This is a genomic window from Nostoc sphaeroides (assembly GCF_003443655.1).
GTDB classification, from domain to species: Bacteria; Cyanobacteriota; Cyanobacteriia; order Cyanobacteriales; family Nostocaceae; genus Nostoc; species Nostoc sphaeroides.
Genome location: NZ_CP031941.1, coordinates 1,535,018 through 1,558,832 on the forward strand (window position 1 = coordinate 1,535,018; position 23,815 = coordinate 1,558,832).

Genomic DNA, 23,815 nt, shown 5'->3' on the forward strand with positions numbered 1-23,815 from the left:
TGCTTTTTATCACCAATATTTTTATTTGCTAATAATAATTTACTTTTGCAATTTGCAAATTCATCGGCATTTAAATTATTTCAAGTTTTCTTGCGGCTAGAATACAGCACCAAAAGTACAAACAATCCCATTCCTGCCAAATATTTAATTGCATCAGGTACGCTGGGATTAGGCGAAAAGAAACCTTCGATCGCACCAGCAATAACCAACATTGGTACAATCCCAAATACTAGCTGCACCGCCTGAGAACCGTAAAATTTCAGTGCATCCCCACGCCGATATTTACCAGGAAATAAAATTGCTCTTGCTAATAAAAATCCTGCACCGCCAGCAAAAAAGATGGCGGGTAATTCCAAAGAACCATGTGGAAACACAAACGCCCAAAAAGGATAAGCCAGATTATTTTGGCCCACTAAAGTGCCAACAGCACCAATCAATAAGCCATTAAAAACCATCAAATAGACTGTGTATAGCCCAGCAGTCATGCCACCGGCGACAGCACCAAAGGACACCGATAGGTTATTGATCATGATACTGCTGGATGCCAGAGGTTCAACGCCGACAATTGACCCCATCCATAATTTATGCTCATCTCGCACCTTGGTAATCAAACTTTCAGGTACGATCAAAGGCATAAAGCTAGGGTTTTGCCAAGAATACCACCAAGCCACTAATGCCCCTATTAGAAACAGCGCCGTTGCAGCAGCAATATATGCAAATGTTTTCTGAACTACAGAGGGTAATCCCCATTGGTAAAATTTTAGAATTGCCTGCCATTCCTGTCGCCGCGAACCTTGGTAAATCTGCGTATAGGCACGAGTTGTTAAAGATTGTAAACTTTGTATCAAAGTGTTGCCGATTTGCTGAGTGCGGGCCCGGGCCAAATCTGCCGCTACTGAACGATACAAACTCGCTAACTCTCTAATTTCTGCTGCCCTTAAGGACTTTAACCCTTTTTTTTCTATCTGCCTTAATAGGGCATCCAGACGCTGCCAATTTGGTTCTCGTCGCGCAATCCAACGTTGAATATTCATGAATTTTGGGAACACTGAGTTTAACTTAGCTTAAGATAACCTCAAATTCATCTCCGTAGTTTCAAGGGAAATTTACCATTATGTCTGAAAGCTTTGGATCTCCCGGTCAGATACAACCCTTAAGTGTTGGGAATGTAGTGAGTGCTGCTGTGCGGTTGTATCGTTCTCATCTGAAAGATTATTTTTTACTAGCACTGAAAGCTTACGTATGGGTACTGGTTCCAGTTTATGGATGGGCTAAGTTTTATGCCCTTTCAGCGCTGATTTCTCGTTTGGCCTTTGGCGAGTTGGTCAATCAACCCGAAAGTATTTCGTCAGGTCAGCGTTACGTCAATTCTCGATTGTGGCAGTTTTTAGTCACAATGCTGTTAATGTTTCTGATCGGTATGGGAATTGGTTTAGGTGTTGTAGTTTTATTTGTCTTGTTTGGTTTGTTATCAGCGTTTGTAGGGTTAGGGCAGCAAGGAAATCCAGCTACTTATATTCTCATTGTTCTCCTTACCATTGTGGTGAGTATTGCGGCAATTGTGGTAGTTTTATGGCTTCTGACGCGATTCTATTTAGTAGATGTGCCCCTTGCCATTGAAGACAATGTTGATGGTACATCAACTATTAGCCGTAGCTGGGAATTGACTCAAGGTCACGTCTGGCGGATTTTATTTATCTCATTTGTAGCCTTTTTGATCACAATACCTGCTCAAATTGTTCTTCAGATTCTTTCTGCTGTGATTCAGGGTATTTTCTTGCCCTTAATAAATAATAATTCTGCTATTTTTGCTCCGATTTTGGCTGTGTTTATCCTTGCGTTAAGTTTTAGTACTGGTGCAATAATTTTGCCATTTTGGCAAGCAATTAAAGCTGTTATTTACTATGACATGCGGAGTCGTCGTGAAGGGTTAGGCTTGCAGTTACGCGATCGCGAAATTTAAACCACAGTATCAAGACGACTATGCACCTGTTCAATAATGTTAAATTTAATACTCCAGAAAGCGTAGAACTAGAATTTACTCTGGCTGGAATCGGAAATCGTGCTTGGGCTTTGCTCATTGACTATCACGTTTTGGCTGTGATTTGGGTGGGATTTTTCACAGTTTGGTCTATCGTTTCAGTCCAGTTAGGAGATTTTTGGGTAGATATTTTCGGTACCGGAGTGACTTTATGGTTGATAGCGATCGCATTCCTTGTCAGTTTTATTCTTTACGTAGGATACTTTGTAATTTTTGAAACTTTATGGTTTGGGCAAACCCCTGGTAAACGGGTTGCTAAAATTCGCGTGGTTCGAGATGATGGTAGACTCATCGGGCTACAACAAGCAACGCTACGTGCTTTACTGCGACCCTTTGATGAAACTTTGTTTATTGGCGCTTTTTTAATTATGTTGAGTCGTCGAGAAAAGCGTTTAGGTGATTTAGCTGCTGGCACAATTGTAATTCAAGCCCAAACATCCACTGCATCCGCGACATTGACAATTTCAGAACAGGCAAAAGGATTTCATGAGCAGTTAATCGAAATTGCTGATTTATCGCAATTGATGCCAGATGATTTTGCTGTGATTCGTGAGTATTTACAAAGACGTGGTGCAATGTCGTTAAAGGCAAGAGCATCACTATCTCTAAAGTTAGCCGAGCAAGTTAAAGCTATTATTAATTTAGAAAACTTCCCAGAAGCTGTTACACCTGATGTGTTTTTAGAAGCTGTTTATCTTGTTTATCAACAACCGGAATTTTAGGCTAAAAATTTTATTTAGAGCATTGGTAAAAAATTAGGTTTACCCAAAAGACAATTTATCTTTGAGCTTATTTTCTCTGCTATGTATGTCTACAACTAGCGCGTAATTACGGGTTCTCGCTTTCCAACTCACACACCACCAAAACCCTTAACTCCATCACCCGCTTCAAAGCTGCATCATTGGTCAAAAACGCTTCACAACCAGCAATTATTGCCGCCGCCACCTGCAATGCATCGGGTAACTGAAGGTTGTAGCGCACCCGAATTCTCGCAGCTTCTCGCGCAATAGCAGCATTAATCTCCACAAAAACCACTTGTTCTTGTTGCAACACATCGACAAAAGCTTGCTCTAAGTCAGCTAACCCCAGACGTATAGCACCTACCAAGCACTCTGATAACGTTATCCCAGATGCTACTGCTGTAATATCAGTTGACAATCGCTCAAAAATTGGATCGACTAAATCCACAAACTGCGGATTGCGTTCTACAAAATAAATTACGGGTGCTGTATCGAGAAACAAGCGAGAAACATTTGCTAATGCATCACTAATCTTCATTCCTCTCCTCGCAACAACCGTTCTCGATGCTCATCTCCTTCTTGTCGAGTCCGCGAAACCCATTCCTGAGCATCCTCACCCAATAGCGGATAGGGAGCCATACCCTTCAAATCGTTCCACTTACGTTTTGGTTGGGCTTGGTTAATATGCTTTTTTATCCGCTCTACCAAATGCCCCATTACGGTCAATTGCTCTTGTGGAGTCAGTTGCTCAATCTCGCTTAAAATTTTTTCGAGTGACGGACTCATCAATCTAACCCGTTGTCAACATCTGTAAATTTTAGCGTCTTTACTCTTGGGTATATCCCAATACGGTTGGGTTAGAGCCAAAAACCTTAAACTGCGTAGGTTGGGTTGAGGAACGAAACCCAACATTTATCAGAATTTGTTGGGTAACACTAAAGTTCAACCCAACCTACAATTATCCTTAACTGAACTGTATTGGGGTATATCCCAATTATTTCAAAAATCCCAACATTCCCATAGATTAACTTATACGATAAATCTATATGTATCAGGATTTTGGTGAATTGGTATAAGGGCGATCGCATTGCATTTCGTTTGAATAATTACGAATTACTAAATCGGTTTTAGACAGACGGCATTTTAATAAATTTATCTAAAGTGGTTGGAGAATTTCGCCAATCTGAATTTTGTTTGATAACTAATAATGAGTAGTCAGTGAGTCGAAACTACTGACTACTAACTACTAACTAATGACTTAAAAATCTAAAATCGGCCAGTCTGGTTCACGATAATAGCGTGTCATGTTGTCAAACTTTCGCAATTCGACGCGATTGATCAAAAACTCTGGTAAATTCAACAGCCATTGATCATTCAATTCAGAAAGCATTGTGCTGAAACTTGTGCGGTCTAAGTCAGATGAAACCTCCCCAAAATAGGCTAATGTAACATGGGCTGTGAAGTGATAATGCTGCTCAATACCCAAAGCAATTAACTTGGGATTTTGATAAATTGTTCGGCGAAATTTAATAATTTCCTCGTAACAACGTTGATCTTGGGGCACTAAACAAACGGCTACAGCTCTTGGCATCAGTATCAGTCCCAGCATTTGCCATTTAATCGGATGACTCCTGTTTGTCATCAATTGTTGATATTGCTGAAAGGTTTCGGCTAAACAAGAGTGTAACTCCTGGTCAAATTTGGGATTTTTTTCGCAAGCGTCAAGGTAAGCATTGTCCCAAATTAAATCTGCTAAAGTCATGTGGAAGCTAGCAGGAGGTAGAGGCACAATCAAATCACGGCTTACAGGCAACTGCAAAAGTTCCTGTTGGTAAGTCTGTAATTTGTCATAGAAAGCAGAATTTGGCGATTCTTCTCCTGCTGGCGGGGTAATTAGCGTATAGCCAGGAAAGGACGCTGCTTGTCTCAACCCAGAATGTGGCTGAAATTTAGAAGATTCCTGGATATGCTGGACTTGGGATCTGTAGGCTTCTGGCAGCGTCAGCCGTGCTAACCGATTTAAGTAAGTTTGATAGTTGTCGTCCAATCTTCATAGCCTCATGCTCTCACTTGATAGATTTTAGGGAAAATTACCTTGATTAAGAGAATGATTTTAAAAGTATTTAATTTTGGGAGTGGGGAGTGGGGAGTGGGGAGTGGGGAGTGGGGAGTGGGGAGTTAGGAGTTAGGAGTTAGGAGTGGGGAGTTAGGAGTTATAAATATTAACTAGTTCCGTGGGTTTAAGTCCCCCGGTTCTAAAACCGGCAAGTTTTGTGTTGGGGTTAAATCCCCATTACAAAACTTAATTACGAATTACGAATTACGAATTACGAATTACTTTAACTCTTCACCAATGCCCAATGCCCCATGCCCCATTCCCCATTCCCTAATATACGAGGTTAGTCTATGCCAATTTATGTTTACTGGGGTGAGGATGATTTTGCTATGGAAAAGGCGATCGCTATGCTGCGCGATCGCGTCCTTGATCCCCAATGGATTAGTTTTAATTACACTGCATTTACCCCTGATCAAGCTGATGCTGCTATCCAGGGGTTAAATCAGGTCATGACACCCACTTTTGGGGCTGGTGGGCGCTTGGTATGGCTGATAAATACTACTTTGTGCCAGCACTGTCCAGAGAATGTGTTGGCAGAACTGGTGCGATCGCTAAAAGTCATTCCCGAAAACTCATTTTTATTGCTCACCAGCCGCAACAAGCCAGATGAACGCCTCAAATCCACAAAATTGTTAAAACAATTTGCTACCGAATTCCGAGAATTTCCCCTCATTCCCCCTTGGAAAACCGAATTGCTGGTGCAATCTGTTAATCAAGCAGCTCATACTGTGGGTGTAAAACTAACTGCCAATACTGCCCAGTTGTTGGCAGAATCTGTAGGAAATGATACACGATTACTCTACAATGAGTTAGAGAAACTGCGGCTATATGCCCAAGGTAGCAACAAGCCTTTAGACACAGATACGGTTACGAAGTTAGTCAGAAATACTACCCAAAATAGTTTACAATTAGCGGCAGCAATCAGAACAGGAGATACACCTAAAGCTTTGACGACACTGGCAGATTTGAGCAATGCTTCCGAGCCGGGATTACGGATAGTTGCCACGCTGATTGGACAATTTCGTACATGGCTGTGGGTGAAGATTATGATAGAAAGTGGGGAACGCAATCAACAAGCGATCGCTATTGCTGCTGATATCGGTAATCCCAAACGGCTCTACTTCTTACAGCAAGAAATCAAACTTCTTTCTGTGCAACAGTTAATCTCTTGCTTACCCCTACTATTGGAATTAGAAGTGAGTCTCAAGCAAGGAGCATCAGAAATACCAACACTCCAGACTAAAATCATCGAACTTTGTCAAGTATGCCGAAGGAATTGACAATCAAATATAAAAGCTTGATGTATTGAGCAGTTGCTGGAACTTCCAACTCCGAAAATAATTCAACGTTCTTATAATATCCCTGATGTAGTTTTGTGTCACACACTATATGAAGAAAATTTCTGATTTATTTTCCCGATCTAGCCGAAAGCGAATCCTTTCGCAATCATTCTTTTTCGGCGCGATCGCTACTGTGGGTCTAATTTCCAACCCTTTCTCATTGAGTTCAAAAGCTTATGGTCAAACTGCAACACCAATAGCTAACAATACTCAAATCGACAGCTATGCTCAAGCTGTGCTAGCAATGGAGCCAGCCCGTCAAAATGCCTTTGAAGAAATTAAAAAACTTATTGGTGATGGAGAAATTCCCAAGATTGTTTGTAACGATTCTAACAGTATAAATGGTCTTCCTAGAAAGGCTCAGGATATCGCAGTAAATTACTGTACCCGCTCTCAAAAAATTGTCCAAGATAACGGTTTGAGTATTGATCAGTTCAACAAGATTACTATAGAACTACAAAACAATAATATCTTAAAACGGCAGGTTTACAATAGCTTATTACGCCTGCAAAAAACTCCTGACTCTCCGTAGTTAAAACTTGCATAAAAATCAGAGAGTAACACCTTAAAAGTAACTACCCCCGCATGAAAGAGAGGGCTAGTATTGATTTTTTATAAAAGTCTGCAAACATTGATTTATGAAATACTTGTTTGTCAATAGTAGTACCGCAAGGCGTAAGTCACGCATTCACGTATTCAAAAGAAGTGTATTCCAAGCTTTTGCGCCATTTGCAATGGTATGTTTATTTAAGCCATACTGTACTATTGGTCTGTCTCATAAGTTCTGATTGATTAGTTTGTTACCAAAACCCTGTAGAGACGCGAAATTTCGCGTCTTTACAACCCCGCAAAATTAATGGGACAGACCACTAGTGATGAAGGGTTTGTAGTGAGCGATTTATCCCTCAAATCAAGGACTAAAGTCCTTACTACGAACTACGCTAAATTGCAAAGAAAAAACTGCTTATTATACCAATTTTAAAGCCGAAAAAAAAGTAAAAGCTTGCCAAAGCCTAGTTTTGAAGAGTTCGTGAGGCTTCCTGAAATACATCCCATTCCCTATTTTCTCTAAGCCCGTCCAGCAAGTCTGGCAACTACTGTCGCTAACTCAGCAGCCTCGATAGGTTTAGGTAAATGTAGTTGATAACCTTCTTGTATAGCTCGCATCCGATCCTCTGCCCTGGTATAAGCTGTTAGGGCTGCGGCTGGAATGTTCCCCCCTAGTTCTGGTGGTTGCGATCGCACTTTGCGGATCAACGAATAACCATCCTCACCGGGCATACCGATATCGCTAACTAAAACATCTGGTTTCCACTGTGTAATTACCTGCAATGCATCTAGAACTGATGCTACAGCCTGAACTTCGGCTTGGTACTGTTCGAGGATTGTGGTGATGAAATCACGGGTATCGGCTTGGTTATCTACAACCAGCACGCGCACACCAAGTAGGGAGAGGGAGAGAGGAGTAGAGGGAGAGAGGGGTGGAGGGGCAAAGGGGTAGAGGGGCGGACTTTTCAGAAGTGGTAGCTTGACTGTAAACGTCGCCCCTTGTCCTTTTCCTGGACTATTTGCGTGAATAGTACCGCCATGTAATTCTACTAAATTACGCGCGATCGCTAATCCTAACCCTAATCCACCATAGGTTCTAGTGTTAGAACTATCAGCTTGACGAAAGCGATCAAAAACGCAAGGAAGAAAATCAGGGCTGATACCAATACCTGTGTCAATTACCTGAATCTGGGCATATTTATCCGTTGTCTGTTGTTTTTCTTGACCAGTGACTACAGACAATTGCACCTCTACCCGTCCTCCTGTGGGTGTGAATTTGATGGCATTGGATAGCAGATTCCAAATTATTTGCTGCAAGCGCTCGAAATCACCGGATACTAAGAATTGAGAATTTTCGCCCAACATGCTTTGGGATTCTGCTTCTCTTGATTCTAGATTTTCGTGATTAATTCCTAATGCCAAATCTGAATTTGGCGCGAAAGTGACCACGGGGAGTATCCCCGGTGGCGCATTTCGCGTTTCTTTTGAAGGAATAAGGGAAAATTTTAAATCTATTTCCTTGGATTGGGCGGCTAGGCTAACAGCCTCGATGGCAGAATCAATAATTGGAACCAAATTACAAGTATGCACATTAAGGCGTAACTTGCCTCTCATCATCCGCGATATATCCAGCAGGTCTTCAATTAGCTGGGTTTGCGCCTTTGCATTGCGTTCAATTGTCTCCGTAGCCCTAGCAATTAGGGTTTCATTAAGCTTGCTTCGTTGCAGTAATTGCGCCCAGCCAAGGATGGCATTGAGAGGCGATCGCAATTCGTGGGATAATATTCCTAGAAACTCATCCTTCATGCGGTTAGCCTCTTGCAACTGCTCAGTTTGTTGTTGCAAAGAAGCAATTAAACTAGCTCGTTCCATTGCGATCGCTATTTGGTCGCACACTGCTTGCATCATCCCCTTTTGATTGTCGGTGAAGCCTAACCGAGTGCGGCTGCCAAAAGAAAGAGTACCTAACAAGCGTCCTTGGGCGATCAATGGGTATGCATAATAGGCAGTAATGCCTAAAGAGCGAATCAATTCTGTGTGCGGGTCAGTGGATTGTTGGACATTCTCTATAGAATCGGGATGGCGTTTCTGCGCGACACCACCAGAAACCCCTTCACCAACTGCCAACCACTCCATTTTCTTTGCCATCTCTTGGGAAATACCACTGTAAGACCCCAACCGCATTACTTGAGAGTTATCCTCAACCAAATAGTTCAAATAAACTTCTATTCCAATTTGCTCTCTTAGTTTTCGGTAGACGCTATCGATTAGTAGTACTGGTTCTTGACTTGATAGTAAATCGTTGGCTGTGTCAAATAGTAGGTTTAGCCTTTTGTAACCTAGCGAGAGGGCCTTTTCTGCCTGCTTGAGGTTGCTAATCTCTTGGAACACCAAGATACAAGTAGCCGGATGACCGTGCATTGCTGGCAAGGTATCAGCAAATACCAATAGAGAGCGTACACCGCCGGGAGTGTGCCAGTCTACCTCCAATCCATTTAGGCGTTCGCCAAGGGCAACCCGCACTCCTGGCATTTGTTCATTGGGGATGCGATCGCCAGCCGCATCTGTATAGTGGTAGACTGTGTGATACTCTGCGGCTGGTACACCTTTGGGAAATTCGCCCCCAGCTAATTCGTTAGCAGAGCGATTGGCAAAAGTTACCCGCGCTGTTCCTGGTTCGATAAACAGCAAGGGTCTTGGCATCAGATTTAAGACATTCTCTAGCCATTTTTGCTGATTTAGAAGTGCTTCCTCTGCCTGCTTGCGCTCCGTAATATCTAAAAATGCACCAACGCTTCCTCTAGTTTTACCTTCTTCGTCAAACAAAGGTGCAACGTACTCCAACAGGTTGACAATTTTTCCATTTTCATGGACAACATCGAGTTCACAACCCAGAACTTCGACACCATGAGTTGCAGAGTATTGCATCGGGAGTTCCTCTGCTGCCACTTCCTTTCCCTCGCGGTAAACTTTAAAGCTTGTCGGTTTTTCGTCTAAAGGAGCGCTGAGTGAGGCATTTATATCTGACGATATTCCCAACTGATTGCCAAAAGCAGGGTTAACCTTGATATTTTGGCATTCTGGATCTTCGGCAATGCCAATTCCAATGGGAATTACTTCTAACAGAGTTTGTAATTCAGTAATACGACGCTGTAGATCCTTGTTTAGTTGTAATATTTTTTCCTTAGCGACTTTTTGTTCGCTGATGTTGCGAGTCACAGTTGCTAAAGCAATTGGCTGACCTGTCTTGTTGTCTGTAACAGTGAAGATATTGTAATCAACTGGTATTGGTTGACCTGTTTGGAGATGGCAAAAGCAGAATTCTCCTTGCCAGCGCCCTTCTAATAGCACAGTCGGCAGTATATATTGTTGAAAATAGGCTTTGTCTTTGGGCATGAAGTAATCTAATACTACCTTTTGCCTAACTTCATCAAGGCTGGAAACCCCTACCAGCTTTTGACCTGCATCATTTATGTAGAGTAATTGACCCTCAAGGGTAGCGATGCCGATAAAGTCAGAGCTATTTTCTACCAGCGATACTAATTTTTGTTGCTCTGCTTCTGCTTGCTTGCGTTCGGTCAAGTCAAGGATAAATGCTACTGACTCGTCGCGGTTTTCTCCTAGCAGCACGTAACCAACTAAAACCGGGATGCGGCTACCATCTTTGCGAATATATTCTTTCTCGTAAGGCGTACAAGCAGCGTTTGTATTTGCCTTGGCTTCTGCGACACCTCGCTCATCTAAGTATAAATATTCTGGTGGTGTGATATTGTGCCAACTTAACCTCCCTGCTAACAAATCCTCCTGTGTGTAACCAATCATCCTCAAGAATTCATCGTTTGCCTGTTGGATACCCCCATACACATCGCCAAATAGAATGCCGATGACGTTAGAATCTACAAAACTTCCCAGTTTAGCTTCGTAGGTTCTGAGTGCAAGCTGTGCAAAATCGCGTTGATGGCTGAGGCGTTCTACAACCCTGGCACTTTCCCAAATCAAAATAGTAAAAATCACAATCACGACGATCGCAAATACCGATACTGCAAAAGCCGGATCGTATTGTCCTGCCCGTTGGCCTTCAACAATTACCCACCCCAATATAGAAGGGACTGCGATCGCAGCAATTAATAAACGACGTGCAAGTAATCCGCCGTAACTATCACTTGTAACTACTCTCATTAACCCCTGTTCTGACCGCGCCCACAGAATGCCTATACTTAGTAAGCTGAACAACACCGCAGTATGTAACGCCATTGATGTTGTATAAGGGGCAAGTCCGTAGAGAACTTTCACTTTATAGGCATAGCCCATGAGGGCCTGAAAGGAAATTAAAGTAGCGATCAGAGTGATAATCTGAGCATACCAATAACTGCGGTGGTTTTTTGGATGAATCAAAATCTGTAGGGCGACGCTAAGGAGCATAAAGTTCAGTCCTGTGTTCACGCCCATTCGCCCCGGATGCAATGTCGCTATACCAGTAGACAAATCACGAAACAGTAGCTCGTCAATGTGGAGATTCCAGCCAAACACATATTCACAGAGTGTAAGCGCAGCTATTGTGGTGACAGTTATTGCACAGACTCTAGAAATTAGAAGAGTAGGGAAGTGGGGAAATAATTTTGAATTGTTTTCCTCTACACCCTGTTCCCCTGCTGTTAAAAATAGCCATAGCGACATACCACACAGCACAAAACACAGCGCTGTATTGGCTTTCATTGTGGCAGGACTACCAGCAAAGCCGCGCTTGAGAACTTCAATGCCAAGACACCAACCAACTAGTACCAAGCTGCCAACAAAAACAGCGATCGCACTTGCGACTTTTGCCACAAGTGAATTTGTCGGGATTTTAAATATATCTTGCAGCCGCAAGCGGTTAACATTTAACATTGATAGTTCTCTAACCGCATCTATCTAACGTAGTAAATTTACGTATTTCTTAGGGTTTAACCATTTATATCCTTTGTATTTTAGGTTACCCATTAACTTGGTTTTCATCTACCTCTATGCATATTTTTTCTTGCAAAATTTAGAGTAGGAAATAAAGGTGGTTGAACTGGGGGCTGGGGACTGGGGACTGGGGACTGGGGACTGGGGACTGGGAACTAGATAGAAAAAATCCTTCCTAATACCTAATCGCTAATTTTTAATATCTAATCCCAATGCCCAATGCCCAATGCCCAATGCCCAATCCCCAATTCGTATTTCAAAATTGCAGAGTATGTCGCTTACCATCATCTGGGAAACGTTGCTCTCCAACACCAACAAGTTCTACAATCACTTCGCGCGCTGGAGGTGTCCATTCTCCCACTCTCGCTCCAATTTCAACTACTGTTTGATTAGATTCAGTAAATACGCTGATACTTGATTGTGAAAACTTTTGATCTTGATACTCGTTTGTCTGTCCATCATCTTCAAATAGCTGATATTCGTTATTACCAGGCCAAATCCGTAATCGGATTTCATCGAGTGGCGCTTGATCAACGTATTGCCTGACAGGTTGCATAGGAACGATCGCACCGCCACGGACATACAGTGGCATTCTTTCAAGTGGTGCATGAGCAAGAATGTGAATCGGGCCTTCATAGCGATCGCCACTCCACCAATCATACCAAGTGCCAAGGGGCAAATAGACAGATCGATGCTCAACTCCAGGGCGGTAAATTGGTGCAGCCATCAGCGACGCGCCTAGCAATACTTGATCGTAGAGGCTATAGGTTTTCGGATCGTTAGGGAAGTGGTACAATAATGGTCTTAAAATCGGTGCGCCTGTTGTTGCCGCTTCCCAGAAAAGACTATAAATGTAGGGAAGTAGCTGGTAGCGTAGATTAATATATTCTCGACAGATATTTTCAACGCGATCGCCAAATACCCAAGGTTCATGACGAGCAGTAGACATTGCCGAGTGACCGCGCATCAATGGGTAGAGCATTCCTACCTGCATCCACCGAGCGAATAATTCAGCTGTAGCGTTACCAGCAAACCCGCCAATATCGCAACCCACAAACCCCACACCCGAAAGTCCCATATTGCAAAGCATCGGCAGAGACATTTCTAAATGCTCCCACAACGATTGGTTATCCCCCATCCACACAGAAGACCAGCGTTGCACACCAGCGTAACCCGATCGCGTCAACACAAATGATCGCTGTGAACTTCGATGCCGTTCCAACCCTTCATAACAAGCTTTAGCCATCATCAGCCCATACAAATTATGCACTTCTGTATGAGTCACATCAATTTTAGATTCTGAATTTTGGACTTCGACTTCGCTCAGTCGGACGATTTTGGATTGTTTCTCCTCTCCCCCTGCTTCCCCTGCTCCCCCTGCTCCCCCTGCTCCCTCATCTCCCCCCTGCGGTGCATCTAACGGAAACCAAATCTTTTCCCCATCATCGCCGAAAGGGCGATCGTTTATGGCGGGTTCGTTCATATCATTCCAAATTCCTGCCACACCAACATCAGTTAAGCTTTTGTGTAAATCAGCCCACCAGTTAGACACATCAGGACGTAAAAAGTCAGGAAAAACAGCTTTCTCAGGCCAAACGTAGCCGTGGAATAACTCGCCATTTGCTTTCCGCACAAAATAGTCGTTTTTTAATCCTTGGTCAAAAACATGATAATTTCCTTCTGGTTCATACTTCACACCAGGGTCAATGATTGTAACTGTTTTGAAACCATCCTGTGCTAAATCACTAATGAGTTTTGCCGGGTTGGGGAAGCGCTGGGGACTCCAGGTAAACACCCGATAACCCCGCATATAGTCAATATCCAAGTGAATAACATCACAGGGAATGCGACGCTGACGAAATTCTTGCGCCAGTTCCCGCACAACGGTTTCTGATTCGTAACTCCAGCGACATTGATGATAACCTAGCGCCCATTTCGGCGGTAATGGCATTCTTCCAGTTAATTGAGTGTAAGTCTCCAGGATTTGGGCAGGTTCGGGGCCATAGATAATGTAATAATCCAATTCCCCACCACGAGTTTCCATCTTCCAAATACCTGGTTGTTCAGCACCGATATCGAACTGACTCCAAAAAGAGGTATTGAAAAAGATGCCATAGCCTAACTCTGGGCGCAAAGCCATAAAAAATGGAATTGCTTGGTACATTTCATCAGTCAGGGCATCATAATCTAAAGCATCCGTTGTCCAGTTGGTTTTTACTTCGCTGAGTTTATCCAGAAAGCCTGTGCGTTCACCAAAACCATAGAAATGTTCATCGGCTGCAATTTCCTTCCATCCTGCAACTGCGCCCATCCGCCAACCTATACCCATCTCTGCATCTTGAGCAAAAGGGCGATTATCTTTGTCAAAACAAGCAATGCGGCACTTTTCTCGCTGGACGCACACACGAATCTGCGCTGTTTCAATTTCTACCGTTGCTTCAGTTTCCTGCACCGTAAAAGGTATTATTGCCCATTCTGCATCATCCAGCGTTACTGCCCAAGAACGCCGGGGCATAAATTCTCCAGTTGGTGCAAAACGCACACGGATTAAATTGGGCGCAAGGACGCTGATAGTAAAGCGTGAGTCGCCACAGTCAAAATTAATAATATTATTGTCCCACGTTACAGCTTTTACATTGCTAAGAGTTGTCCAAGGTTGGTTAGTAGTGGGTAGTTTTCCGAAATATTGCGGCATATCAGTTATTCAGCAGGTAAACACTTGTCCGCATTCATGATTACAGAGATACTCAGGCTCAAACTCTTTCTTTCGCTAGAGGTTGAGTGAAAGATTAGCAGATATTTTTTAGCATAGAGTAGTTTTCGTAATGCAGTAATACCAATTTGAAAATAAGAATGCGACAAATAGACCATTTGTAGAGACGCGATTCATCGCGTCTTTACCCAAGGATGTGTTGCAATCATCAATTGAAATCGCCCCCCTGGAATTCGTGCGATGATGCCGATAGCACAGGAGGAGGCGATATTGATTCCGTTGAAAAAGTTGCTCCCGGTACAGGTGCAGTGGTGCTACGTGGTTTGACAAAAGTCGCAGCTTACCGAGATGAAAACGGCACACTGCACGAACATTCGGCAATCTGTACTCACCTCAACTGTATCGTCGCTTAGAATTCCTCAGAAAAGACCTGGGATTGCCCACTTTTTTATTGTCAATCTCGTAAATATACGGGAACTTATTGTTCTCCGTTATGGTCACTTTATGTCACCTTAAACAGTAAGCAGGTTCCCACTCTAATCGATCAAGCGTGGACGTAGCCCAACCCAGCGATCGCAAGCCTTTATGTGTAATTTAACTTACCCTAAGCCTCCGACAAGCCGCCGTTCGCATCTAAAGGTGCGTACACTTACTGTCATCCATTACCAGGTTCTCCTAAGATTGTCTTTATATATACAATAGTTATAATTTGTTAGTCAAATTAACGCAGACTTAAAACACTTTTAAATCCAGATAATGGATGTTTGCTCATGGAAAAATTTCGCGTTAATCAACTAAATATTAGCATAATTCTTTATATTTATACTAAAACTTGATGATAGCTATATCAAACGGCACATTACAGATTTTTGCGACCAAAACCCTATATACTAAATTAGACTTTGATAAATTTGAGAGTTTTGTTAATTGCAACACCAAAAACTATTAATTTTTAGATGAAATACTAGCGTATCTTATAGTCTATAGTTTTTAAAGTTTAGTCAAAACTATATCCAGTATCATCAAAAAACTGCAAACTTCATGTGGTGCAAAAATCAATCGGGGAGTGAAAACATGAATTTACGTAGAGATGCATTGCAAATCCTCAAAGAAACTAGCCGAACTTTTTATATACCAATTAGTCTTTTACCGCCAGGATTGCAAGAAGCAGTAGCATCAGCATATTTGTGTATGCGTGCTATTGATGAAATTGAAGATCATCCCGAATTAGATAACGCTACTAAAGCAAAGCTGTTAAGAACGATTAGCCTGACATTACAGGCAGGGGTTGATGGCTTCGCGGTAGATGCTTTCTTTGCAGGATTTAGTGGGTATGAGAATACCTTAGAAGAAGTCACTGTGAGGGTTAGAGAATGGTCGCTGCTAGCACCAGAGACTATTGCACCTCGAATTTGGGATGCCACTGCTGCAATGGCAGACCGGATGGCTTACTGGGCAGAAAGAAACTGGAAAATTTATACAGAATCTGATTTGGATCGTTATACCTTTGGGGTTGCAGGTGCAGTGGGATTGTTACTATCGGACTTATGGACTTGGTACGATGGAACGCAAACTAACCGTACCCAAGCGATCGCGTTTGGCCGGGGTTTACAAGCAGTTAATATCCTGCGTAACCATACTGATGATTTAGGGCGTGGAGTAGACTTTTTCCCAGAGGGTTGGAGTGCAGCAAATATGCAAGAGTATGCGCGGCGCAATTTAATTCTGGCAGAAGCTTACACCAAAGAACTTCCTACGGGCCCCGCCTTAGATTTTTGTCAAATTCCCTTAACCTTAGCTAATGGCACTCTTGACGCTCTTGCTAATGGTAAAGAGAAACTCAGCCGCAGTGATGTTTTTGCACTTATCGAACAACTGATTAGTGTGAATATGAAAGCCAGCTAATAGTCTCTTAACGACTGCACACTGTAGGATGCCCGAACGCGAAAAGCGTCTCCTTTAAGAGAAGGGCTGTAGGCCGATAGCGCAGCATTAGCGCCGCGCTATCGCTCCAAGTAGATTAACTGGCATTAGACACTGCCCTCCAATAGCTTTAAATACCAGTTCTCGAAAATAAGACTACAGATACAATCATGCAAAAACCGAGATTAAAGCTGACTTTCACAATTTTGAATTACGTTAGTGAGTCGGTAGAGCATCACGCTACGTGTAATAACCAATGAGTATATGGTATAAAGTAATTTAAGCAGTATTTAATATATTAAGTATAATAAATATCTATTTTAGTAAGTAATTTACGTAATATTAGCTAAACTTTAGAAAATCTTCAAAGCATTTCCAGCAAAAATTACCTGGCAAGAGTTGATTAATATCTAAATAATTGAAAGAGAGTATAACAACTCACCGTGATTATTCGTGCAGCGAGTTGACAGTGCATGAGCTACTGCTTAAATCCCATCTGTCCTAATCCAGAAAATTTGGTATATAGCCAAAGGTGCCGCTCTTGTGGCTCGCAACTACTGTTGCGCGATCGCTATCAAGTAATCAAACCGTTAGGTCAGGGTGGCTTTGGAGCAACCTTCTTAGCCAACGATCAAGGCTTACCAGGAGAACCGAGTTGTGTAATCAAACAATTACGCCCATCAGGAAGCGCCCCACACGTTTTACAGATGGCCAGAGAACTCTTTGAACGAGAAGCCAAAACTTTAGGTAAGATTGGCAATCATCCCCAAATACCAAGATTGCTAGACTACTTTGAAGATCATGAACAATTCTACTTAGTTCAAGAATACATCAGTGGTGATACCTTGCAGGAAGAGATCAAACTTAACGGCATCTTAAGCGAAACTGGAGTCAAGCAATTTTTGAGCGAGATTCTGCCACTACTGCAATACATCCACGATCAAAAGGTGATCCACCGTGATATTAAGCCAGCCAACTTAATTCGCCGCACTCAAGATGCCAGAATGGTACTCATCGACTTTGGTGCCGTCAAAAACCAAATCAGCCAAGGTGGGGTAAATCAATCAGGACAGACAGCATTAACTGCTTATGCCATTGGTACTCCTGGTTTTGCACCTCCAGAGCAAATGGCTATGCGTCCAGTCTACGCCAGTGATATCTATGCAGTGGGGGTGACATGCATTTATTTACTGACTAGCAAAACTCCTAAAGATTTAGATTACAATCCCAACACTGGCGAGATGATGTGGGAGCAACTTGTGCAAGTGAGTGATCACTTGAGCAATGTATTACGAAAAATGTTAGAGGTGTCTGTACGTAATCGCTATCAGTCAGCGACAGAAGTTCTCAGAGCATTGGAAATAGAACCATACTTAGAAAGTTTAGCAAAGGGTTTACTAATTAAATCAGATACTGGGTCTAAAGGGCGAACACACAACCACCTGGAAAATTCTGCTGTTTTATCTAATAACTCTTCTGCTGCTACCAGTACAGGAGTGGCACAGGTAGCGGCAGCAATTCGCGCTAGACGAGCCAAAGCAGCAGCAGAAGCCGGTGGATTACACCAGGGTTCTGGGATAGCCAAATCAGCGACTTTAGCTAACAGCAACAGTAATGGTTCACAAGTTAAAACTTCTAAAGTTGAGCGTAAATTAGATACCCAAAGTTTATTAACTGCCTATCAGAAGGGAAGACGAGATTTTGCTCTACACAATTTAAGTTTGCTGAATCTGCAAGGTGCTGACTTATCCCAAACAAATTTCAATTCCACTCAATTGCAAAAAACCAATCTCCAGGGGGCTAATCTTCACAATAGTGACTTCGGCAGAGCCAGTCTCACTCGAGCAAATCTCAAGGATGCTAATTTGAGCAAAGCATACTTTAACCATGCTGATTTAGAAGGGGCAGACCTGCGAGGCGCAGACCTCAGCAATGCTTATCTCAGTAATGCTAACCTCCGAGGAGCTAATCTGTGTGGTGCTAATCTCACCAGTGCCAAAATTTCTGATGAGCAGCTTGCACTAGCAAAAACAAATTGGATGACTATCCGCCCCAATGGTAAACGAGGCTTGTTGTGAGTTGAAAGTTGAAATTTGAGAGTTACTCGCTTGCTCTGCCTCCCAGACTAGTTCTCTCTTTTTTAAGGAGCCTTAGGCAGGATCAAGTCTTAAACTCAAATGTATTGTTTTATAAAGCTCACAAGGCTTCTATTTTCTCATTAACTTAGATAAATCAGCGCTTATTCTTATCGATAAAACTCAGATTTATTCAGAATTGACTAAATAGATATGATATAACAATTCTATTTAATTTGTGAGAATTGCAACCCAACCCGCAGATCCCCGACTTCATAAAAGTTGTCGGGGATCTTTTTTTTCACGAATAATTCAGGATTGTTATTATAGTTGGGTTGAACAATAGTAATCGCTCTTACAAATGTTAATAAATATTCTATTCTCTAGCAAAAATACGCAGATAGGTGGCAATTCTTAATAAAATATTAAGAACTTTTATATGTTACAAATAACAAATGATTATTTACAATAAACAATAGGGTAAGTAGGTGCATCGCTGTAGATTTCATAGAGCGTTTGCTCTTGCTGCTGGCTATGCAGTGCAATTTCTGTTTGTTCTAGCTCTTGGTTCAAACTATCTCAAAAACTGATTGCTAAGTAGAGCGGCGTGAATAATTCAAGGTTTGTAGTGAACGCGAGTGCGTCTCGTAGAGAGGACTTTAGTCCTCATAATAGGACTAAAGTCCTCACTACGAACTAGTTTCAAGATTTTTTACATTACTTAATCTAGTTTGATTTATTCTCACCGACTTACTTACGTTGAGCGAAGACACATAAGCAAGCTTTAAAACCCTTGTACAAACTGGGTTATAAATTTACGGACACGTCTATTGTTGCGATGTCTATACTCTCGCTCGGTCGTCATCATCATCGCCACGATGTTTGTACTGGCGATTATCCCATTCTTCATGACGTTTTTTCTGCTTGCCACCGACTATATTTCTGAACATATCCCCTATTTCCATAATTTTCCTCCAGACTTAGCAAATCTCCTTATTCAGGGTCACTTTAGTAGTTTGTCTAATGCTTGTGGCGGATAAATCTTGCAGCAGATGTAAATAAAAATAAAATTATCCCGATCTTTGGGAGTGTCGCAGAGTAGTGATAAAGTATTTTTCAATACCTACTAACTGTGAATTTAATTAATCAGTAGTCAGTTTTTCAACTTGGAATTTTGAATCGCTTATGTCTAACCTGCCACCACTCAATACAGAAACAATTTGGGCAATTCTTGACGATAAACTTGATGATGCCACAGTCAACCAGTTGCTATGGCATTATTTAGGCTATCGCTATGATTTCTCAACTGCACAATGGGACACTAGCCTAGTTGCGCCAGAATGGCAGGGTGAGTACCCACAACCACCAAATTTCATTGAATCTCGCCCCGCAACAGTCAAGTTGACTCGTTCCATTCCTGTTGAAAATAAACAATTGCTCAAAGAAAAATTGGGTTTCAAAGGTTACAAAATTGGGGAATTTGGGCCTCGACAAACTCGCAGGGCGACAGCAGTAGGTTGGTTGTTAAGTTATCTGCAACAAACTAACGGCAAAATTGAGTAATCTAATACAGCAGCAATACTGCTCGGTTCGGTTAAGAAGATTTGTAGGTTGGGTTGAACTTTAGTGAAACCCAACAAAGCCCTGGAAATGTTGGGTTTCGTTCCTCAACCCAACCTACACATTTTTATTTTTTAGCTAAAACCTACGCAGTATTGAATACAGCAGATATTTAGCAATAGCTATTTTAGTTTTACTTAATATCTGCTAATTAAGAACTTAATAAAAACCTTTAAATTTTAGTATTATAGGCAGTAAGTGTACTAAATATAATCTGGATATTAATGAAAAAATAAATTCTCAAAAAAGTCATAAATAATCAAAAAGTAGTTATTTTTATAAAGTATTTATCAATTCATCCTCAAGATAGAAGCGCTAGTTATATAATTATTTCTTTAGAGCGATTTGTAAATTCAATTGAGTATCCGAGAATACTTATATCAACCCTTGATATTACAAACAGTTCTATGGCAAAGCCAATTGAATTTAATTTATTTGCACCTTACAACAAAGGAGCTGCATTAATTGGTTCTTTTTCTGATTGGCAAGAAATTCCAATGGAGAAAGGTGATGATGGTTATTTTCGTACAAGTGTTGAACTAGAAGACGGAGTTTATAAATATAAATTTCGCGTCCAGTCAAATTCATGGTTTTTTGAACCAGAACAATGGGTTGATGTTACAGACCCTCAGGCAACTGATATAGATGAACAGAGTGGAAAAGATGATGGTGTTATCAGGGTCAAAGATGGTGAAAGAATTACCGATACATACGTTTGGCAACATGATGATAAACCTTTACCTGCTGACCACGAATTGGTAATTTATGAATTGCATGTTGGTGACTTTTCTGGTGGTGAGGATGACCCTTATGCACGAGGCAAGTACAAACACGTCATTGAAAAGTTAGATTATCTATGCGAACTGGGAATCAACGCTATTGAGTTGATGCCACTTAAAGAATATCCTGGTGATTATAGTTGGGGTTACAACCCGCGCCACTTCTTTGCAACAGAATCTAGTTATGGTTCTACTGCTGAGTTAAAAAATTTGATTGATGAGTGTCATGGTAGAGGTATTCGTGTAATTCTAGACGGAATTTATAACCACTCAGAAGCATCTGCTCCGTTAACACAAATTGACCACGATTATTGGTATCATCACGAACCTCGTGACCCTGATAATAACTGGGGGCCTGAGTTTAATTATGAACATTATGACGAAAAATTAGATATTCATCCAGCGTGGAAATTTACTGGTGAGGCAATCCGTTTTTGGATATCAGAATATCATCTTGATGGGATTCGCTATGATGCGGCGCGGCAAATTGCTAACTACGATTTCATGCATTGGATTGTTCAGGAAGCCAAAAAAACTGCTAGCATGAAGCCTTTTTACAACGTTGCCGAACACATTCCTGAAACTACCAGCATTACCAATGTAGATGGGCCAATGGACGGTTGCTGGCATGACAGTTTCTATCACTGCATTCTAGAACATATCTGCGGTGATACATTTGATTTAGAGCGTCTAAAAGATGTCATTGACTGCAAGCGCCAAGGCTTCTTAGGTGCTACCAATGTAGTAAATTACCTCACCAACCACGACCATAACCATATCATGGTAGAACTGGGGAACCGTGAGATTTTTAACGAAGAAGCCTTTAGGCGGGCTAAATTAGGAGTAGCCATCCTAATGACTGCTGTTGGCGTACCTTTGATTTGGATGGGAGAGGAATTTGGTGAGTACAAACCTAAACAACCTGAATCATCGAAAATCGATTGGACGCTGTTAGGTAATGATTTAAATCGTAGTTTATTTGAATCATACAAAGGCTTAACCAACCTGCGTAAAAGCAATCATGCCCTTTACACAGAAAATATTGATTTTATCCACGAAAATCCCGAAGCAAAAGTATTAGCTTATACTCGTTGGAATGATGAAGGTTCTCGTGTAGTCGTAATTGCAAATTTCTCAGAAAACTTCCTAGCTGGCTATCATGTTCCTAACTTTCCTAGCCCCGGTACATGGCACGAATGGACAGGTAATTATGATGTCGAAGCTGGTGACGATGGCATCATAACTGACTTGGGGCCATACGAAGCCAAAGTGTTTGTATGGCAGTAATTATATACACTACTACTGAGTAAGTAGTCCAATATAGCAGTTCTTAGTTGAGTGCAATACAGACCAACCCCCAGCCCCTTAAGAGCGAGCGTTGGGGAGCAAAATTCAATGCCTCTCTCCTTAAAGGAAGTGAGGAATGGAAGTGAGGTCAAAACTGTACTGCACCCAAGCGAGAACCGCTATAGTAAAGAAAAGTTTGTAGGGGCACAGCATTGCTCATTGGTGTCAACTTAAGGTGAAAACCAGCTTATAAGCAGCTTTTAGCAGATTATCTCGTTCCCTCGTTCCCAGTCTCCGACTGGGAATGCCTATTAAGAGGCTCCGCCTCCCTTACTGGCGGCAGAGCCACCAGGAGATGCATTTCCAGCCGGAGGCTGGAAACGAGATTTTAAAGGAGTTTTTGCTTAAGTTGACACCAATGAGCATTGCTGTGCCCCTACAGCATGGTCTATTTGCGTAGTTTACCGCCGTAGGCATCGCAGGATAATTAAGAAAAGCCTGAGACAAGCATTTTAACATTTCATGGGTTTGTGTTAAACTTTTGATTTGAAGTGCGTATATAAAATTGCCAGAGCATCACCATGCACAACAAATTATTTAATAGTAATATCGACAACGCTAACATTGAGAACGATCGCATTTTATTAACTCCCAATGAAGTCAAGTCAAAATTACCTTTAACACAATTAGCCGAGCAAAGAGTTTTAGCATATAGGCAAGAAATAGAACATATCCTAGATTTTCAGGATCGCCGAAAATTTATAGTAGTTGGCCCATGCTCAATCCACGACCCAAAAGCAGCACTTGAATATTCTGAAAAGTTGAAAAGATTGGCCGAGCGAGTCCAGGATAAGCTACTATTAATTATGCGAGTGTACTTTGAAAAACCAAGAACAACCGTAGGCTGGAAAGGGTTAATTAACGATCCAGATATGGATGATTCTTTCCATGTAGAGAATGGGTTATTAATTGCACGGGATCTATTATTAAAAATTACAGAATTGGGATTACCTGCTGGTACAGAAGCACTAGATCCAATCATACCTCAATATATTAGTGAACTAATTACGTGGTCTGCCATTGGGGCACGCACGACCGAATCACAAACTCACCGCGAAATGGCAAGTGGACTTTCGATGCCTGTGGGTTTTAAAAACGGTACTGACGGCAATATTCAAGTAGCTTTGAATGCTCTACAATCAGCTAGAAACCCGCATAGTTTTCTGGGAATTAATCAAAACGGACAGGTCAGCGTCTTTCAAACTAAAGGTAATGGCTACGGTCACGTAATTTTAAGGGGTGGTAGTCAACCCAACTTTGATGCAGCAAATGTCAAACTGGTAGAAGAAAAATTAAAACAGGCAGATTTACCACCCAGGATTGTTATCGACTGTAGCCACGGCAATACCAATAAAGATTACAAATTACAAGGTGCAGTCTTAGAAAATATTGTTCAGCAAATAGTAGATGGTAATACATCAATAGTTGGCATGATGTTGGAATCGCATTTGCATGAAGGTAGTCAAGCAATTACTGGTAAAGAAGAATTAAAATATGGGATTTCTGTAACTGATAAATGTATCGGCTGGGAAGAAACCGAAAAAATTATTTTGGCTGCTCACGAAAAACTTAAATAAATACCAATACAGTTCAGTTAAGCATTTATACTCTTTCTTCTCTCTGTG

At 41.7% G+C, this 23,815-nt stretch carries 17 protein-coding genes; 10 read left to right on the forward strand and 7 right to left on the reverse strand.

Going from position 1 to position 23,815, the window contains the following annotated elements; all coding sequences use genetic code 11:
- Positions 1-80: 80 nt before the first annotated feature.
- A complete protein-coding gene (locus tag D1367_RS07120; protein WP_118165150.1) occupies positions 81-1,034 on the reverse strand; it encodes a stage II sporulation protein M in 954 nt (317 codons plus the stop codon).
- Between the two features lie 80 nt (positions 1,035-1,114).
- On the opposite strand from D1367_RS07120, the gene D1367_RS07125 reads away from it, so the two are divergent.
- Both D1367_RS07125 and D1367_RS07130 read left to right on the forward strand, forming a co-directional pair.
- Positions 1,115-1,963, forward strand: a complete 849-nt coding sequence (locus D1367_RS07125) for a DUF975 domain-containing protein (RefSeq protein WP_118165152.1) — start codon at positions 1,115-1,117, stop codon at positions 1,961-1,963.
- A 20-nt stretch (positions 1,964-1,983) separates the two neighbouring features.
- Positions 1,984-2,763: an RDD family protein gene (locus D1367_RS07130; protein WP_118165155.1), complete on the forward strand. Its 780-nt coding sequence runs from the start codon at positions 1,984-1,986 to the stop codon at positions 2,761-2,763.
- A 106-nt stretch (positions 2,764-2,869) separates the two neighbouring features.
- Here D1367_RS07130 and D1367_RS07135 read toward each other — a convergent pair whose 3' ends face one another.
- From D1367_RS07135 to D1367_RS07145, 3 genes are all read right to left on the reverse strand, one after another.
- A complete protein-coding gene (locus tag D1367_RS07135; protein ID WP_118165157.1) occupies positions 2,870-3,319 on the reverse strand; it encodes a type II toxin-antitoxin system VapC family toxin in 450 nt (149 codons plus the stop codon).
- Positions 3,316-3,567, reverse strand: a complete 252-nt coding sequence (locus tag D1367_RS07140) for a hypothetical protein (protein WP_118165159.1) — start codon at positions 3,565-3,567, stop codon at positions 3,316-3,318. The genes D1367_RS07135 and D1367_RS07140 overlap by 4 nt, the downstream gene beginning before the upstream one ends.
- Before the next feature lie 472 nt (positions 3,568-4,039).
- Positions 4,040-4,828, reverse strand: a complete 789-nt coding sequence (locus D1367_RS07145) for a DUF1868 domain-containing protein (RefSeq protein ID WP_118165162.1) — start codon at positions 4,826-4,828, stop codon at positions 4,040-4,042.
- Positions 4,829-5,187: 359 nt separating this feature from the next.
- Here D1367_RS07145 and holA point away from each other — a divergent pair, with 359 nt between their 5' ends.
- Both holA and D1367_RS07155 read left to right on the forward strand, forming a co-directional pair.
- Positions 5,188-6,177 (forward strand): DNA polymerase III subunit delta, encoded by a 990-nt coding sequence (gene holA / locus D1367_RS07150; RefSeq protein ID WP_118165165.1) that lies wholly within the window; start codon positions 5,188-5,190, stop codon positions 6,175-6,177.
- A gap of 109 nt (positions 6,178-6,286) precedes the next feature.
- Entirely contained in the window at positions 6,287-6,769 is a 483-nt protein-coding gene (locus D1367_RS07155; RefSeq protein WP_118165168.1) for a DUF4168 domain-containing protein, read from the forward strand.
- Positions 6,770-7,305: 536 nt separating this feature from the next.
- Here the strand turns inward: D1367_RS07155 and D1367_RS07160 are convergent.
- Positions 7,306-11,673, reverse strand: a complete 4,368-nt coding sequence (locus tag D1367_RS07160; RefSeq protein ID WP_118165171.1) for a PAS domain S-box protein — start codon at positions 11,671-11,673, stop codon at positions 7,306-7,308.
- Positions 11,674-11,989: 316 nt separating this feature from the next.
- Positions 11,990-14,428: a glycoside hydrolase family 31 protein gene (locus D1367_RS07165; RefSeq protein WP_118165173.1), complete on the reverse strand. Its 2,439-nt coding sequence runs from the start codon at positions 14,426-14,428 to the stop codon at positions 11,990-11,992.
- A gap of 230 nt (positions 14,429-14,658) precedes the next feature.
- On the opposite strand from D1367_RS07165, the gene D1367_RS07170 reads away from it, so the two are divergent.
- From D1367_RS07170 to D1367_RS07180, 3 genes are all read left to right on the forward strand, one after another.
- Positions 14,659-14,859: a Rieske (2Fe-2S) protein gene (locus D1367_RS07170; protein WP_147337340.1), complete on the forward strand. Its 201-nt coding sequence runs from the start codon at positions 14,659-14,661 to the stop codon at positions 14,857-14,859.
- 661 nt (positions 14,860-15,520) lie between these two features.
- Positions 15,521-16,351: a squalene/phytoene synthase family protein gene (locus D1367_RS07175; protein ID WP_118165178.1), complete on the forward strand. Its 831-nt coding sequence runs from the start codon at positions 15,521-15,523 to the stop codon at positions 16,349-16,351.
- 491 nt (positions 16,352-16,842) lie between these two features.
- Entirely contained in the window at positions 16,843-18,447 is a 1,605-nt protein-coding gene (locus D1367_RS07180) for a serine/threonine-protein kinase (RefSeq protein ID WP_118165181.1), read from the forward strand.
- An 839-nt stretch (positions 18,448-19,286) separates the two neighbouring features.
- Here the strand turns inward: D1367_RS07180 and D1367_RS32700 are convergent.
- Positions 19,287-19,409, reverse strand: coding sequence for a hypothetical protein (locus D1367_RS32700; RefSeq protein ID WP_267255544.1), 123 nt, complete (start codon positions 19,407-19,409; stop codon positions 19,287-19,289).
- A gap of 220 nt (positions 19,410-19,629) precedes the next feature.
- Here D1367_RS32700 and D1367_RS07185 point away from each other — a divergent pair, with 220 nt between their 5' ends.
- The 3 genes from D1367_RS07185 (at position 19,630) to D1367_RS07195 (ending at position 23,767) form a co-directional block, all read left to right on the forward strand.
- Positions 19,630-20,007 (forward strand): DUF1823 family protein, encoded by a 378-nt coding sequence (locus D1367_RS07185; protein ID WP_118165183.1) that lies wholly within the window; start codon positions 19,630-19,632, stop codon positions 20,005-20,007.
- A gap of 464 nt (positions 20,008-20,471) precedes the next feature.
- The gene (locus D1367_RS07190; RefSeq protein ID WP_118165185.1) at positions 20,472-22,130 is read left to right on the forward strand and encodes an alpha-amylase family glycosyl hydrolase; all 1,659 of its coding nucleotides are present in this window, start codon (positions 20,472-20,474) and stop codon (positions 22,128-22,130) included.
- A 581-nt stretch (positions 22,131-22,711) separates the two neighbouring features.
- Positions 22,712-23,767, forward strand: coding sequence for a 3-deoxy-7-phosphoheptulonate synthase (locus D1367_RS07195; RefSeq protein WP_118165187.1), 1,056 nt, complete (start codon positions 22,712-22,714; stop codon positions 23,765-23,767).
- Positions 23,768-23,815: the final 48 nt, after the last annotated feature.